Here is a 16771-nt window from a genome sequence, read left to right on the forward strand (position 1 = left end):
CTATACGATAGCCTCAAATGAATGTCAATTCTTTTTTTCACGAAAACACCATCTTTTTACAATGATTTTCACAGCGTTTACACAGTCAAATTCCCATCTAAAATCAAGCCTTCAGATACCATAACCGCATCGCCGATCAATTCTAATGCGCCCTGATCAACATCAACTTCTACCGTTAACTCGCCACCTAACACGTGCAGCAAGACATTCGCTGCCGCTTGCTGGTGACGTTTGGTCACGACATACGCAGTGGCACCAGAACCTGTGCCGCACGCATAGGTAAAACCTTCCACCCCTCGTTCATACGTGCGAACGATCAGATCACCCTTGTCATCTTCTTCATAGAAATTGACATTCGCCCCTTTGGGGAAAACCTCCCAATAGCGTATCTCTTTGGCAAGTTCAGCCAGCTGTTCCAACTCAGTTTCTGCCAGACCAGGATAGTGAACCACCGCATGAGGGATTCCTGGATCACCCAATTCCACATAGTCCACGAAAGAAACCATTGGATTCGGGTACGCTTGATCAAATGTAGTCACGGTGGGTGGATTCAAGGTTACTTTGTAGTGTTTTGCCGACAAGCGCCATGCGGGGACATCGCCAGCAACTGTTTCGATGGTCATCTGCTCGCCAGCAATTCCCTTCTCAAAGGCATAACGGGCAATACAGCGAGCGCCGTTGCCGCACATTTCTGCTTCGGTCCCATCAGCATTGTAAAACCGCATCCGAAAATCAGCGGTTCCTGTGGGAAAATCCACTGCCATGACTGCATCCGCGCCAACAGAAAATTTCCGATGGCAAACCTGAGCAGCAAATTGCGACAGTTGTTCATGGGAGAATTTCAATGTGCGGTTATCGATTACGATAAAATCATTTCCTGCACCTTGCATTTTTGTATAAGGAATCGTCATGTTGTCACCTGCTTTTCAAAATTTTACTTGCTGGAAGCTCCCTCTTTTAGAAACGAAGGAACCACTTCATTTTGCAGCATTTGCTCGTAGGACTGGCGTTTAACGGCTAATTCCGCTTGGCCGTTTTCCACAAAGACGACTGCAGGAATCTGTAAATTATTGTAGCTGCTGGCCATCGAATAGCCATAAGCTCCTGTTGCGAACGTAGCAAACAGATCCCCAGTTTCAACGGGCGGTAATGCAAGATCTTTTACTAAGATGTCCGTGCTCTCACAAGCTTTGCCAGAAATGGTGACCTTTTGTGTCGCAGCTTCGGAAGCGCGGTTGGCTAAGATCCCAGTGTAAGTTGCCTGATAAAGACCAGGACGAATATTGTCTGTCATGCCACCGTCAATGCTGGCGTATGTTCTGATTCCCGGCAATGTCTTGATACTGCCGATGGTGTGCAAACTGATACCTGCTTCTGCGACGATACTGCGCCCAGGTTCAATAACGATGGTCGGACGTTCGCTCTGGTGCTGCGCATAAAAGGCGTCGATTTTTTCCATCACAGGATCTAAAAAGTAGCTGTAGGGTTGGCGAATATCAGCATCTGTGTATCGAACGCCAAAGCCGCCGCCAACATTTAGTTCTTTGATCCAATAATCAAAGCGTTCATGAATGGTTTGGACAAGGGCCAAAGCCGCATCAACTGCCGCTAGATGTGAGCGATTGTCCGACAATTGACTGCCGACATGAAAATGCAGGCCATAGAAATCCAATTCAGGTGCTTGAATCACTTCTTCCACTAACGGAAATAAGATTTCTTCATCTAAAGGAATCCCGAATTTCGAATCTTTTTGTCCGGTCGAGATAAATTGATGGGTGCTGACCGAAACCTCAGGTGTGATGCGCAACAAAATTTTAGCAACGACTTGCTTTTCTTGACATAACGCGCGGATCAAGCCGACTTCTTGAATGCCATCAACGATGATCCGTCCTACGCCATAATCAAGGGCGGCTGCTAATTCTTCAATCGATTTATTATTGCCATTAAACTCGATGTGTTCTGCTGGAAAATCAGCTTGGATCGCTGTATACAGCTCTCCACCGCTAACCACGTCTAATGAGAGTCCTTCTGACTTGATCACTTGCAGCATTGCTGTGGTGCAGAAAGCTTTAGCGGCATAGGCTGCCCGTGTCTTGCTGTAGCGCGTCAAAAACTGCGCCTGAATCTTTTGGCATTCTTCGCGAATCTCCGAAACGGAATACACGTAAAGGGGGGTTCCGAAGGTTTTTGCCAGCTCAACGGTATCACAACCGTCAATGTATAAGTGATTGTTCTTGATTTCTTTTGCCATCGCTTTACTCCTTGTCTGTCGGCTCGTTCAATGCCTCGATCAAACGAACGTAGCATTCGATGCCTTGCAATAGATTTTTTTCGTCAAAATTCATTTTGCTGCTGTGTAAAGGGTGGACATAGCCTTTTTCTTCATTTCGGGTACCCACAAAGAAAAAGACACCTGGGATTTCCTTTTGGTACATCGAAAAATCCTCTGCCAACATATATGGCGGTGTTTCTCGGTAGCTCTCCCCGACCACTTTTTCCAATACTTCCACCATCTCAGGATCATTGTCCACGACACGATAAAGATGCTCGAATTCGACATCCGCCGTGCAATCATATCCTTTGGCGATTTCTTGTGCGACGGTGGTGATTCTGCGTGTCATCGTTTCATAGACTTCATCTTCAAACGCCCGCATCGTTCCTTTTAAAACGACCTTGCCGGGAATGATATTTTCCGCATCTCCCCCATGGATCTTCCCAAAAGTGATGACCCCAGCAGAAAGCGGGCTGATATTGCGTGAAATGATCGAATGCAATCCTTGAATAATCGCAGCCGCGGCTAAAATGGCATCATGTCCTTGATGAGGCTGGGCACCATGGGCACTCGTGCCGTTGATCGTTAGATTGATCTCGCCGTTACGGGCCATCATCGGACCTTTCCGACTCGCAATGATTCCTTCGGGAAAGTCTGGGAAGACATGCAGCCCCACGATTTTTTCCACGCCAAAATCTCGTAAGATGCCTTCATCGATCATCAATTGAGCGCCACCGGGGCTTTCCTCGGCTGGTTGGAAAATCAAAACGATCGTTCCACGAATCACTTCAGGATGTGTTGCCAAATATTTAGCAAACCCTAGCATCGTTGCCATATGGCCGTCATGACCGCAGGCATGCATTTTCCCTTCATGTTTGGAAACAAAGGAAACACCGGTCTCTTCTTTGATCGGCAGTGCATCGATATCCGTTCGAAAGGCCAGTGTCTTTCCTGGGCGATCGCTGCGAAAGACCGCAATCAAGCCAGTTTCAATCACTGGATAGATTTCTTTGATCCCAAAGGATTGCAACTGACGCAGCAAGTATTCCTTTGTTTTGAACTCAGTTAACCCTAATTCAGGGATTGTATGTAATTCACGACGAAAACGAACCACGTCTTCGGTTAATTCTTTGACTGCTTGCGATACTTGCATGTTAAAACACCTTTCTATTCATTCCTTTTAAAAATATCCATAAAAACCAACGAATATTCAGTTTTTCATTGATATTGTTTAATATTATAGTATATAATTCGAATAATCTATAGTATAAATTGTCGAAATGTTTCGATTTTTATTGAAAAATTTACCCCTCGTTTTGGTACACTTATACGTAGAGTTACGAAAAATAAATTGGTTGAAAGGATGTGTCGTAGTTTGACAATATTCAAAGGTTCTGGCGTTGCGTTGATCACCCCTATGCTTCAAGATGGTTCGGTGGATTTCGATAAGCTGAAGGAGTTAGCGGAGTGGCATGTGCAGCAAGGAACGAATGCAATCATTGCATGCGGTACGACCGGTGAAGCATCCACGTTAGACGATGAAGAACATATCGCGGTGATCGAAGCGGTGGTAAAACAAGTTGCTGGTCGAATCCCCGTCATCGGCGGAACAGGCTCCAACAACACCCAACATGGGATCCATCTTTCAAAAGAAGCACAGCGCGTTGGTGCTGACGCATTATTGGTTGTAACACCCTACTACAACAAAGCGACAAAGAAAAGTTTAGTCGCTCACTATGAAGCAATCTGTCAAAGCGTTGAGCTACCAGTGATCTTATACTCCGTCAGCTCAAGAACCGGCTTAAATTTAACACCTGAAGCTGTGGCAGAACTGAAAAAAATCCCTAATATCAAAGGCATCAAAGAAGCCAGCGGCGACATTTCGCAAATCGCAGAAATCGCTCGTCTTGCGGATGATGACTTTGCGATCTACTCAGGAAATGACGATCAAGTAACCCCAATTCTAGCTTTAGGTGGCTCTGGCGTGATTTCAACGATCGGCAATATCGCTCCGAAACAAACGGCACAACTCGTTGCTGATTTCTTAAATGGTGATGTAAAAGCCGCCATCAAAGAGCAATTGCGACAAAAACCGTTGATCGATGCGATTTTCAGTGAAGTAAATCCTGTGCCGATCAAAGCAGCGGTCTCCTTGCTAGGCAAATGCGAATTGCATTATCGTTTGCCTTTGGGTGTCCCAGAAGATGCGACCCTCGTTCATTTAGAAGAAGAAATGACCAATTACGGATTGCTGTAAGGAGGAGTTTTTGGTGAAACAGATTTTATTAAGCGGTGCAAACGGTCGTATGGGCAAAGTGTTGCAAAGCCTGATCGCAAAGCACCCTCAGTTAGAAGTGGCCGCCGGCTTGGATCGTACCGAGCAATTAGATGGTCCCTTTCCGATCTATGATCGTCCAGAAAAAATCACGCAGCCGATCGATTTGGTGATTGATTTTTCTCATTATAGCAATGTCCCTGCCTTATTGAACTATTGTGTCGAACAGCAGCTGCCTATCGTGGTTGCTACAACTGGTTTGACGGAAGACACGCAGATGATGCTGCCGTTGGCTGCTAAAGTGATCCCAGTTTTCTATTCTGCCAATATGTCGTTGGGGATCAATGTACTGATCAAAGCACTACAAAGTATCACCCCCGCATTAGAAGCTGACTTTGACATTGAGATCATCGAAAAGCATCATAATCAAAAACTCGATGCACCAAGCGGTACAGCTTTGCTGTTGGCAGATAGTATCAATGACAGCTGCGAAACGAAAAAAGAGTATCTCTACGGGCGTGAAGGCAGTGATCTAGTAAATGACCGCAAGCAGATGGGCATCCATGCCGTTCGCGGCGGAACGATTCCTGGAGAACACATTGTCATCTACGCTGGGCAGGATGAAATCATTGAATTGAAACACACAGCGCTCTCCCGCGAAATCTTCGCCAATGGTGCGCTAAAAGCAGCGGAATTTTTAGCCGACCAACCAGCTGGTTTTTATTCCATGCAAAATCTAATCGACAAGTAAAGGTGGTCTCTCATGACAGAATTACAATTTTCCGATCCTTATCAATTAGCAAAATACATCAAAGAAGCAAATAAACAAACACCTGTAAAAGTCTATATCAATGGAGATCTTAGTAACGTCCAAGCAGATGGCATCCAATTGTTTGGTAACGGCACCTTCTATTTCGTGGTTGGTGACAGTCAAAAAGTGGCTGAGTTTTTAACCGCGCACCAAGACAAAATCACCGATCACTATCTGGAAAATGATCGCCGCAACTCAGCGATCCCTTTATTGGACTTGACGAAAGTCGATGCCCGTATCGAACCAGGTGCCTTTATCCGTGACCAAGCCATCATTGAAAAAAATGCCGTTATCATGATGGGGGCCGTGATCAACATTGGTGCCGTCGTTGGTGAAGAAACCATGATCGACATGGGTGCGATTTTAGGCGCCCGAGCAACCGTTGGGAAAAAAGCCCATATTGGCGCTGGTGCTGTCTTGGCTGGCGTTCTTGAGCCACCTTCAGCAAGCCCAGTCATCATTGAAGACAATGTTTTAATCGGTGCAAATGCCGTCGTCCTTGAAGGCGTCCGTGTCGGCGAAGGTGCAGTCGTCGCTGCAGGTTCTGTGGTGACGGAAGATGTCCCTGCTGGCGCAGTCGTTGCTGGCTCACCAGCCAAAGTCATCAAAATGAAAGACGAGAAAACGAAAAGCAAAACCGAATTTTTAGACGATCTACGGGGCTAAGCCGCGCTTTTCTCAAAAATAAGCAAAAAAACGCAGTGCGGGTTCAGTGATGAGCCTGCGCTGCGTTTTGTCTAAAAAAGGGCGTGCCGAAAGTTTTTGGCACGCCCTTTTTCTATTGGTAAATGTTCTTGTAAAAGTGTTTATTCTGCTTGAAATTCTTTGATCGCTGCTTGGATCTCTTGATAGATCACGGCAACTTCTTCAAGGTCTTTTGCGTTTGCTCCACTGGCAAGGGGATGTCCGCCGCCATGATGGCGTTTGGCGATCTGATTGATCACTGGACCTTTCGAACGCATCCTCACCCGATAATAGCCTTCTGGTTGTTCGACAAAGATCGCCCAAGCCATCACTTCGTCGATTTTCCCTGGTAAGGAAACGACTGCTGAGGTTTCCGAATCCACTACGCCAAAACGCTGCTGCAATTCTTGTGGTAGGATCACTTTGCCAGCACCAATCTCATCGATCTCGATGTTTTCGTAGACATACCCTGAAAGGCGAGCAACACTGCGAGAGACTTGATCCAATTGCCGATTGATCTTCGGTGCATCAAAGCCATAATCCAATAGTTCAGCCGCTAAGCGCAGCGTTGTCGCTGTCGTTGCCGGATATAAAAACCGTCCAGTATCACCAACGATGCCCGCATACAGCAGACGAGCCGCTTCTTGCGTCATCGTCAGCTCGTTTTGAAACATTTGCCAAAACGAAACGATCATCTCACTACAGCTGCTGGCATTCGTATTGACCCAGACCAGCTCTCCGTAAGGCTCATCATTAGGGTGATGATCGATTTTGATCAATTTCGCCCCTTGATCATAGCGTTGGTCACTGACCCGTGGTGCATTGGCCGTATCTGTAACGATCACCAACGCTCCTTTATAAAAATCATCAGGGATCGTCTGCATCAGCGCCAAGTAATCCAATCCTTCAACAGGTCCGCCGACTTGATAGATTTCTTTTTCGGGAAAACTAGCTCGTAAAATTTCTGCCAAGCCCACTTGTGATCCTAATGCATCTGGATCAGGGCGTTGGTGCCGATGGATAATGATTCTGTCGAATGCTTTGATTGTTGCAAGTATTTCTTCTTGTACCTTCATGAATGGTCTCAACTTTCTCTCTAAAATTTTTCCATAAGTGCCGTTTTCGATGATTTATGGGCGTTCCATTACTTGGCATACCACGATCGCTTTTGCCACTAAGGAATTTTCGATCGATACTTCGATATCGATTTTCGCCGAACGTCGCCCCAGTTCTAGAATCTTCGGTTGAATGATGATCTCGCTTTCTAATTGGATCAAACGGAAGTAATGCAGATTGACTTGCTCGATCCAACTATTGCGCCGTTGATTCAACTGCATGGTACGTTTTGCCGTATTCGCGATCACTTCACTCAAGACACCAAAAGAGATCGTTCCGACTTCATTGACCATTTGAGGCGTCACCGCAAAGCTGAAATGCGGCTGCGGCAATTTGTTCCCTTCAAAATCTTGTTCGATGACTTGCATCTGTCCCGAGATTTGGTCTGAAATCGTATCTGAAATTTGTGTTTGTCGTTGGACCATCTGCATCGCTTTCATGATGTCTTGGCGTGTGACGATCCCAATCAAAGAAAGGTCATCTGCTACGACGGGCATCACTTCTAAGCCATCCCAAATCATCTGATGGCTGGCAGAGGCCACACTCATCTCTTTTTTTACGACCCGTGGTTCCCGGGTCATGATTCGTTCGATGATCTGCGTGTCAGGCTTTTCTAGGACATCTTTGGCTGTGATGATCCCAACGACCCGCATATTCTTGTTGACAACTGGATAGCGGGAGTGATTGGTAGACTCCGAAAGCAGTTTGTAATCCTTGACCGTATCAAAGGTGTGCAGATACTTGGTTTTTTCCAATGGCATATAAATGTCACTCACCAGCATGATGTCCTTTTTGATCAGCTGGTCGCTCAAGGCTCGGTTGATCATCGTTGCCACGGTAAAGGTGTCATAGGTCGTTTGTAAAATCGGCAGCTCCAATTCGTCTGCTAAGCGACAGATTTCCTCTGAGGTTTCAAAGCCCCCCGTGATCAAGACGGCTGCGCCATCTTCCAGTGCCAACTTGTGGACTTCGTTACGGTTTCCGACGATCACTAAGGAACCAGGCGTGATGTAGCGTTCCATTGCCGATTCCTTCATGGCGCCGATAACAAATTTGTTCAAGTCTTTGTCTAAACCGGCTGCGCCGCCCAAAACATCGCCTTCAATGATTTGGACGACTTCGCCGAAAGTTAGTTTTTCAATGTGTTTCTTTAGTTTCCGTTCAATCCGAATGGTTCCCACACGTTGGATCGTTGAAACCAAGCCGATATTTTCCGCATCTTTGATCGCCCGATAGGCTGTTCCTTCACTGACATTCAAGTCTTTTGCGATTCCCCGCACCGAGATGCGATCGCCTACAGGCAGATTCTCGATATGCGCTAAAATCAAGTCGTGTTTTGTCGCCATAATTATCCCCTATTCCTACTACGAATCTTCCTGTTGCTTAAACTTCTAATGTCTCACCGACTGCAAGGATCTGGCCCACACCTGCCGGCAATAAATTCACGAAGGTTTGCGGATCTTGCTTGATCATTGGAAACGTATTGTAATGGATCGGTACTACTTTGCTCGCGTTTAAAAGCGCCGCTGCTGTTACAGCATCTTGAACGCCCATCGTAAAATTATCCCCGATCGGTAAAAACGCCACATCGATGTCGAAACGTTCACCGATCATCGCCATATCGCTAAAGAGGGCAGTATCGCCAGCGTGGTAGATGGTTTTGCCTTCTGCTTCTAAAATGATCCCCACTGGATTGCCCATATAGATCATCGTTCCGTCTTCTTCAAGACCAGAGCTGTGTTTCGCTTCCACCATTGAGATTTTGCCAAACGGGAACTCAAAAGAGCCTCCCATATTCATGCCATGCGTCTCAGCAACGCCTTTGCGGGCTGCATAGCGGCAAATTTCAACGACACTAATCACTGGTGCTTCATTTCTTTTGGCGATCGGCACCATGTCCCCAATATGATCGCTATGACCATGCGTGATCAAAAGCCAATCGGTTTCCACTGTGTCTGCATCCAAATCAGTCAGAGCATTTCCAGTAATAAAAGGGTCAAACAACAATTTTTGGCCATCCGCTAATTGGATAGCAAGCACCGAGTGTCCGTGATACGTAAGTTTCATACAACATTCCCCTTTCCATCTAAGTAATACAGTCTAATATTTTTCATTATAACAGATAACGCCAGAAATCCAAAAGCACAAATTCTGGCAGCTTTATTACATCCGTCCTTTTTCTGGTTCTTGTCAAGAAAAATAAAAAAACTGTTCTACCCTTTCTGAATAAGGAATAGAACAGTTCGACCTGATGACTTCAAGCGATCATAGCGTTTTCTTACGTCCGCCTTGTTTATAGATGCGCCAGACTGTTAAGAATAACGCCGTGATACAAAGAAGGAACGCCCCAAAGAAGGTGATTTTCATGCCATAGGCAAAAATATCTGCCCGACCTGCGATATAGGTCGTCACATGCTTCCCATAGGCTTGACTCATTGCGGCATAAAGAATCGTCGTTGCTAAGGATATCCCTAAGACCATGCCCAAGTTACGGGCAAAGGAATTTAGACTACCTGCCACCCCAAGATTTTCTTTGGTGACGCTGCTCATCACCATCGTATTGTTGCGGGATTGGAACAACGAATTGCCTAACCCCATGATGGCAGTAGCGACGACATAGTACCAAATCGGCGTATGCTGATTCATAAACATATACATCAGCTGAGTGATGGACAGCAACGCTAAGCCAGCTAAGACCAAGATCTCCGGTCCTACACGGTCCGTCAAATAGCCGCTAAGTGGTGAACCGATGACCATCATCAAAGGAAAGACCATCATCAGCATTCCTGCCACACTCGGCGTTAAGCCTCGGGCACTTTGCAAGTAAAAGGGAATCACGACATTGACAAAAAAGTTTGCAGAAAAGATCAGCAACGCCGTGATCAGGCTCATGGTGAAAATTTTATTACGAAAGATCCCAAAGGTAATCAGCGGTTTGCTCACACGCGCTTCTACTCGCAAAAAGACGATGAATGCCACTAAGGCGATCCCCACCAACAGCAGCGGCAGCCACGTTAGAAAGCCACGCTCTTGTCCAAGAAAAATGCCGCCGAAGAAGCTGATAATTGCAATTGAAAACAGCACAAACCCGGTTTTATCGATGGAATCATGACTCATGGTGATATCTTTTGGCAACACCTTTTCTCCAGCAATCATTGTCAGAATACCGACTGGAACATTGATCCAAAAAATAAACGGCCAAGAAAAATGCGCCAAAATCACTCCGCCCAATCCAGGACCGGCGATGGAGCCTAACGAAACAAAGGCACCAATCATCCCTAAGGCGCGTCCTCGTTCACTCATAGGAAAGACTTCAGTAATGATTCCGGTATTCGTCGCCATCGTCATGCTGGCTCCGATCGCTTGCACGACTCGGGCAAATAGCAGAAATGCTAAGGAATGATTAAACCCGCATAACAGCGAACCGATAATAAAGATCAGCATCCCCAAGCGGAATACTTTGATCTTACCCCAACTATCGCCTACCTTACCGAATAACAAAAGGCAGGCACAAACGATCATCAAGTAGACGGATACGACCCACTCCGCTTGATTCATAGGGACACCCATATCTGCCGAGATCGTCGGCAAAGCGATATTTACGATACTCCCATCCAGTGTTGACATAAAGGTAAACATCGAAACAGCAATGAGAATCCACCACTTTCTCTGTTGTACTACGGGATTTTCTTGATAACTATTCACAAATCGACCATCCTCTCTTTGCTTGTTTTGTTCCTCTAGTCTTAGGGGGACAACTTTGTATTATTGATCGAAATCCATTCGCCGTCAATCCTTATCTGCTCATCACGACCAAAACAAGGGGCATTTTGTAAAAAAACCGCCGCCTGTTTCTTTCATAAAAAAAGACAAAAGCTTCGGTGAAAAGAAATCGGCCGTCAAACGGCTATTCTTTCACCTGCTTTTGTCAGTAGGTCAAAACGAATTATTTACGGTTGCGATTTCTTTGGCTTGATTCCATGATGACCGGCAAGATGACTGGACGGCGTTTGGTTTGTTCAAACAAGAAACGACTCAAACGATCACGGATATCTTGTTTCAATTTGCTCCATTCAAACTCTTCATCATGAAGGTGTTTTTCTACGATTTCTTCCACGATCTCGCCACTTTCACGAATCAGATCGCGGCTGGCTTTCACATAGACAAACCCGCGAGAAGTGATTTGTGGTGCAGAAATAATTTTCTTTTCGCGACGATTGATCGTCACTACCGCAACGAAGATTCCGTCTTCAGATAAGACTTTGCGGTCTCGCAGGACGATATTCCCAATGTCACCGACACCGATTCCATCGATCATGACGTTTTCAGCTGGGACCGCACCTGCGGCGATCATTTCGCCTTTTTTGTACTCTAACACATCTCCACGTGCAGTAATGAAGATATTTTTCATCGGAATCCCGACTTCTTGCGCCAAGTCCACATGGGCGGCTAATTGGCGGTACTCGCCTTGAATAGGGATAAAATACTTCGGTTTCATCATATTCAACATCAGCTGCAGATCATTCGGGTTGGCATGACCAGAAACACGGAAATTATCCGAGATCTGTTTTACGGTACCGCCAGCGCGATAGATGATATCTTCCGTTTTCGCAACCACAGTTTCCATTGCAGTTGTCGGCGTTGTTGTGATATAAACAAGATCTCCTTCTTTGATGCGCAGCGTCCGGTGAGAGCCGTTGGCCATTTTTTGCAACGCTTTGATTGGTTCACCCATACGACCTGTTTCTAAAATCAGCAACTGTTCGTCTGAGTATTTTTTCATTTCTTTTTGGGTGATCAGCAAGTCTTCGGCAGGTAATTTTAATTTCCCTAACTTCATGGCCGTTTTGATGATCCGACCAAAATCTTGCCCGGTCAAAACGACTTTGCGATCAGAACGAAACGCCGCATCTAATACTTGTTGCACCCGTTGCAAATTGCTGGCAACACTAGCGACGATGATCCGACCTTCCCAATAACGGATATTGTCGTAAACTTCATCTTGGATCGTCAATTCAGAAGCGATCGGCGTTGGATTTTCGGCATTTGAAGACGTGCTTAGCAATGCTAAGACGCCTTCTTTTCCAATTTCCGCTAAGCGGCCAAAATCGGTTTGATACATAGGGATCGCTGTTTGGTCAAACTTGAAATCTCCTGTATAAACGATATTGCCAGCTTCTGTTTTGACGCTGATCCCAACAGAATCAGGGATAGAATGGGTCGTACGGAAAAAGCTGATGGTCGCATGACCAAAGTCGATCTCCGAATGTTCATCGATCACATGAAAATCTTTGAAGCGCTTGGTAGCTTCATTTTTATTCACGGTCAATTTTGCTAGTTCGATCGTTAACTCGGTCCCAAAGACCGGTACTTGGATATTCTCCAAGAAATAAGGCAATGCACCAATCGCATCTGCATGCCCATGGGTCAAGAAGACACCCGCCACACGGTCGGCATTTTCTTCTAAATATGTGAAGTCTGGAATCACTGTATCGATCCCTAATAATTCATTTTCTGGATAACGGACACCGCAATCCAGCACAAATATATCCTCGCCAACTTCAGCAATGTACATGTTCTTTCCGTTTTCGCGTACACCGCCAAGAGGAATGATTTTTATCGTTTCCACTTTTATTCACCTCTTAATTTTTTTTTACTGTATTATTTCCCAAGCATAAGCCGTCCCTATTATTATACAACAAAAAAAAGAAAAGCGTGGCATTCACCACACTTTTCTGAAAAACTTATGGTTTACACATGAACTAATCCTTGCTGATGCATGCTTTCGGCGATTTGAACAGAGTTCCATGCCGCACCTTTCAGCAAATTATCAGAAACGACCCATAAATGCAAGCCGTTTTCGACATCCAAATCTTTGCGAATCCGACCAACAAAGGTTTCCGTTTTGTCCACACTGGTCAAAGCTTGCGGGTACACTTGTTGACTCGGATCATCTTGCAAGACAGCTCCTGGCGCTTCGCTGATCCACTGTCTGACTTCCTCAACACTGGCATGGTCTTTGGTTTCGATATAAATCGACTCCGAATGACCGCTAAACACAGGGATCCGCACACACGTAGCTGCTACTTTGATCTGCGTATCTTCCATGATCTTCTTCGTTTCATTGATCATTTTCCACTCTTCGTAAGTATAATCGTCTTCAGCAAAGACATCGATTTGTGGCAAGGCGTTAAACGCGATTGGGTAGTGCTTTTTATCGCTGCCTGCTGGTAAAATCTCAGGGTTTAGTTCATCAGCGGCTTTGCCAGCTAATAATTCTTGAGATTCACGAGTCAATTCAGCCAAGGCTTGTGCGCCAGCACCTGAAACTGCTTGATACGTTGAAACCAGCACCCTCGATAAACCGACTTTTTGACGAATCGGTTCTAACGCCACCATCATTTGAATCGTTGAACAATTCGGATTGGCAATGATTCCTTTATGTTGCGCTAACGCATGAGGATTCACCTCAGGAACGACTAGAGGAACATTCGGGTCCATCCGAAAATGACTGGTATTGTCGATCACGACTGCACCGTGTTTGACTGCTTCTGGAGCAAATTGTTTTGAAATGCCGCCACCGGCACTGAACAATGCAATATCGACGCCTGCAAAGGAATCTGCGGTCAGCTCTTGAATAACGAGTGGTTCATTTTTGAACACAAGGGTCTTCCCAGCAGAACGTTTGGATGCCAACAACGTTATTTTTTTGATCGGCAACGTGGTCTTCTCCAACATCTCAATCATTTTTGTTCCTACTGCGCCGGTAGCTCCGACAACTGCTACGTGATACCCTGTACTCATCAAATCACTCCTCGAATAAAAATACATTTTTACTAGTTTATCATATCTTGTAAAAAAGAAAAGACCTTTCGTGGAAAGAAGCGCAAAAAGATGGCAATACTGTCTAAATTTTCAATCTTTTTCCCCTTTGCAGAAAAAATCTACCTATATTTAAGGGTTATCATTTGTCACATTCAGGTGTTATAGGATATAATACCGACAGAAGGAATTTTGGGGAAGATTCTTTCCAACGTGCATGGGGAAATTAAAAATACCCAAAACATTGAATGAGGCAAGAATTGCATATGCAATTCTTGCCTCATTTTTATGCTTCATTCGATTCTTCGTTATTTACTTTCACGATAGCAAAGCCTTTGTTATCGATGATCATCGTCTCATCTTCCAGTTGGACAAACTGTTCCATCAAAATTGAATCAGGACGAGAGAGTGTAAGTTGATCCTCGCCAGTGTTGAAAATACCGATGATCCGCTGTGCCCCCAACTCTCGTTCGAAAATGATCAGGCCATCTTCTTCCGAAACCCAGTTCCAACTCAAGGAACCTTCAGATAAGACTTTTTGGTTGTCTTTGCGTAGTTTGATCAATGACTGGGTGAAATGCAGCAAATCACGATCTTGCTTTTCTTCTTCCCAAATCATACATTTGCGGCAATCCGGGTCCATATCGCCGGTCAAACCGATCTCATCACCGTAATACAGGCAAGGAACGCCTTGTTGCAGATACGTAAAGGCCATCACTTGGCGCATCAAGTCTTTGTCTCCTCGAGCCAAAGTTAACAAACGCGGGGTATCATGAGAATCCAAGATATTGAACTGTACTTGGTTGGTTTGCTCCCGATACAACATCAGCTGGTTATTTAATTCCGAGACCATTTTCGTCATAGAGATCTCGTCTTTGACAAAATATTCAATGATTGCATCCGTAAAGGCGTAATTCATTACTGCATGAAACTCGTCGCCTTGTAACCACCGTTGAGAAGAGTGCCAAATTTCCCCAAGGATATAAAAATCATCTTTGGCATCATCACACACTTGGCGGAATTTTTTCCAGAAGTGGTGACTGACTTCATTGGCAACGTCCAAGCGCCAAGCATCGATATCAAACTCTTCGATCCAATAACGAGCGATCTTCAACAAATAATCTTGCACGTCGGGATTTTCTGTATTGAGTTTTGGCATATGCGGCGTAAAGGCAAACACATCATAGGTGATGTCATAAGCATCTTCAAAGTTTTCCCCTTCTTTGTAGTTGACAGGAAACTCATTGATGTGGAACCAATCAGCAAAGGGCGAATCTTTGCCGTTTTTGATGACATCTAGCCATTGATGCGAAGTATCCCCCATATGATTGAACACAGCATCTAGCATGACTTTGATACCGCGTTTGTGGCATTCCTCCACTAAGCGTTTAAAGGTATCGTTATCTCCAAACGCTGGATCGATGGCTAAATAATCGATGGTATCATACTTGTGATTCGAATAGGCCTCAAAAATCGGACAGAAGTAGATTCCATTGATGCCTAGATCGACGAGGTAATCCAAATGATCGATGACCCCTTGCAGATCCCCGCCGAAAAAGTCTTGGCGATCGGGATTTTTTGAACCCCAAGGCAATACACCTTCTGGATCATTTGATGGGTCCCCATTTGCAAAGCGTTCAGGGAAGATTTGATACCAAACGGTTTCTTTTGCCCACTCGGGAATTTTGAAACGATCGGCTTCTTGGAAGTAAGGCATCCGAAAATAATTGTTGTTCATTTCTAAATATTGCTGCTCAAAAGGATAGACCCCGTGGTCTCCATAGAAGACATGCAACCCATCGTAACTTTCGATGGAAAAGCCGTAAGACAAACGGCGGAATTCTGCTCCGACCGATACTTGCCAATAATCATGCAAGTCCGTGGAAAGAATTTTTTGCATTTCAATTCTTTGTTGGTACCAAGCTTCTTTATACAGTGTGTAAGGATCACCGCAAAGCAGCTGGACATGGCGGACGTCTTGACGGGCGGTACGCAAACGGATATGCATTTTATCCTTCTCGTACAAATACGCAAATTCACTTTCGGGACGATGATAGATGGCAGTAGTATTCATAGCAGACTCCTTTGACTTGTTTGATATACCCATTGTCGCACAAATCAGAAGTCAAAACAAGAGAAAAACGCAATCGGTTGCTTTATCTAATAAATCGATAATATAAGTTAATATGAAATTAATTCAGCAATTAAAAAGCAAACGATTGCTTCACCCTTTTTTAATCAAACGGTGTCTTCTTCTCACATTGATTGCCAGTCCGTAAAATGTCATATTTCCGCAAGATCCCCACTGCCTCCGTCAACGACTGACTCAACTGCTGGATATCTTCCGCAGCCATTTGAGCGGTTTTGGCATTCAAGCGGTCTTCCACTTGTTTTTTCTTTTGGACAAACAACTGCTTCCCAGCTTCTTCCAAATAAACATTGACGTTGCGACGATTGACGCCGTTGGTTTTGCGTACCACAAAGCCAGCCTTTTCCAACCCCGAGATCGAACGACTGATTTGGACTTTTGACGTACCGATTTGCTGGGCCAACTCGGACATCGTAATTCCTTCATTACTAGAGATCACCACGAGTTCCAAGATTTCCATTTTGGTCAATTTTAAATCTTCCAGACCGATTTCTTCAAACAATATGTTTCCCATCAGCGAAAATATCTCCGCAAACACTGCCATATTGAATGTTCCTAACGCTTTTTCCATACTCTCCCTCTTTTCTGTCTTTAGTTTAGTATAAATTATTTATTTAAACAATGATAATCGTTGATTTTTGT

14 protein-coding genes are annotated in these 16771 nt (G+C 44.9%); 3 read left to right on the forward strand and 11 right to left on the reverse strand.

What is annotated here, in order from left to right:
• Positions 1 to 77: 77 nt before the first annotated feature.
• The 3 genes from dapF to IGI82_RS14950 are packed head-to-tail and all read right to left on the reverse strand — an operon-like array spanning position 78 to position 3425.
• Positions 78 to 911: a diaminopimelate epimerase gene (dapF, locus tag IGI82_RS14940; RefSeq protein ID WP_438842419.1), complete on the reverse strand. Its 834-nt coding sequence runs from the start codon at positions 909 to 911 to the stop codon at positions 78 to 80.
• Positions 912 to 934: 23 nt separating this feature from the next.
• Positions 935 to 2251 (reverse strand): diaminopimelate decarboxylase, encoded by a 1317-nt coding sequence (lysA, locus tag IGI82_RS14945; RefSeq protein WP_005228260.1) that lies wholly within the window; start codon positions 2249 to 2251, stop codon positions 935 to 937.
• Positions 2252 to 2255: 4 nt separating this feature from the next.
• Positions 2256 to 3425, reverse strand: coding sequence for a M20 metallopeptidase family protein (locus IGI82_RS14950; protein ID WP_142968544.1), 1170 nt, complete (start codon positions 3423 to 3425; stop codon positions 2256 to 2258).
• 222 nt (positions 3426 to 3647) lie between these two features.
• Here IGI82_RS14950 and dapA point away from each other — a divergent pair, with 222 nt between their 5' ends.
• From dapA to dapD, 3 genes are read left to right on the forward strand one after another with little or no spacing between them, the layout of a single operon-like run.
• Positions 3648 to 4529, forward strand: coding sequence for a 4-hydroxy-tetrahydrodipicolinate synthase (dapA, locus tag IGI82_RS14955; protein WP_008380503.1), 882 nt, complete (start codon positions 3648 to 3650; stop codon positions 4527 to 4529).
• A gap of 13 nt (positions 4530 to 4542) precedes the next feature.
• A complete protein-coding gene (dapB, locus tag IGI82_RS14960) occupies positions 4543 to 5298 on the forward strand; it encodes a 4-hydroxy-tetrahydrodipicolinate reductase (RefSeq protein ID WP_005233953.1) in 756 nt (251 codons plus the stop codon).
• 12 nt (positions 5299 to 5310) lie between these two features.
• Positions 5311 to 6024: a 2,3,4,5-tetrahydropyridine-2,6-dicarboxylate N-acetyltransferase gene (gene dapD / locus IGI82_RS14965; protein ID WP_005228253.1), complete on the forward strand. Its 714-nt coding sequence runs from the start codon at positions 5311 to 5313 to the stop codon at positions 6022 to 6024.
• 140 nt (positions 6025 to 6164) lie between these two features.
• On the opposite strand, the gene IGI82_RS14970 is transcribed toward dapD, so the two are convergent.
• The 8 genes from IGI82_RS14970 to IGI82_RS15005 all read right to left on the reverse strand — a co-directional run bounded on the left by IGI82_RS14970 (position 6165) and on the right by IGI82_RS15005 (position 16700).
• A complete protein-coding gene (locus IGI82_RS14970; RefSeq protein ID WP_438842420.1) occupies positions 6165 to 7118 on the reverse strand; it encodes a DHH family phosphoesterase in 954 nt (317 codons plus the stop codon).
• A gap of 54 nt (positions 7119 to 7172) precedes the next feature.
• Positions 7173 to 8504, reverse strand: coding sequence for a DRTGG domain-containing protein (locus IGI82_RS14975; RefSeq protein ID WP_005228249.1), 1332 nt, complete (start codon positions 8502 to 8504; stop codon positions 7173 to 7175).
• Positions 8505 to 8541: 37 nt separating this feature from the next.
• Complete coding sequence (locus IGI82_RS14980; RefSeq protein WP_438842421.1) at positions 8542 to 9225, reverse strand: metal-dependent hydrolase; 684 nt, start codon at positions 9223 to 9225, stop codon at positions 8542 to 8544.
• Between the two features lie 198 nt (positions 9226 to 9423).
• Entirely contained in the window at positions 9424 to 10863 is a 1440-nt protein-coding gene (locus IGI82_RS14985) for an MFS transporter (protein ID WP_438842422.1), read from the reverse strand.
• Positions 10864 to 11104: 241 nt separating this feature from the next.
• The gene (locus IGI82_RS14990; protein WP_005228243.1) at positions 11105 to 12787 is read right to left on the reverse strand and encodes a ribonuclease J; all 1683 of its coding nucleotides are present in this window, start codon (positions 12785 to 12787) and stop codon (positions 11105 to 11107) included.
• Between the two features lie 122 nt (positions 12788 to 12909).
• Positions 12910 to 13962, reverse strand: a complete 1053-nt coding sequence (locus IGI82_RS14995; protein ID WP_438842423.1) for an aspartate-semialdehyde dehydrogenase — start codon at positions 13960 to 13962, stop codon at positions 12910 to 12912.
• 304 nt (positions 13963 to 14266) lie between these two features.
• Complete coding sequence (locus IGI82_RS15000) at positions 14267 to 16054, reverse strand: glycoside hydrolase family 13 protein (protein ID WP_115232782.1); 1788 nt, start codon at positions 16052 to 16054, stop codon at positions 14267 to 14269.
• A 160-nt stretch (positions 16055 to 16214) separates the two neighbouring features.
• Positions 16215 to 16700, reverse strand: coding sequence for a MarR family winged helix-turn-helix transcriptional regulator (locus tag IGI82_RS15005; RefSeq protein ID WP_061053279.1), 486 nt, complete (start codon positions 16698 to 16700; stop codon positions 16215 to 16217).
• Positions 16701 to 16771: the final 71 nt, after the last annotated feature.

This window comes from Enterococcus sp. AZ067, from assembly GCF_051715005.1.
GTDB classification, from domain to species: Bacteria; Bacillota; Bacilli; order Lactobacillales; family Enterococcaceae; genus Enterococcus_D; species Enterococcus_D casseliflavus.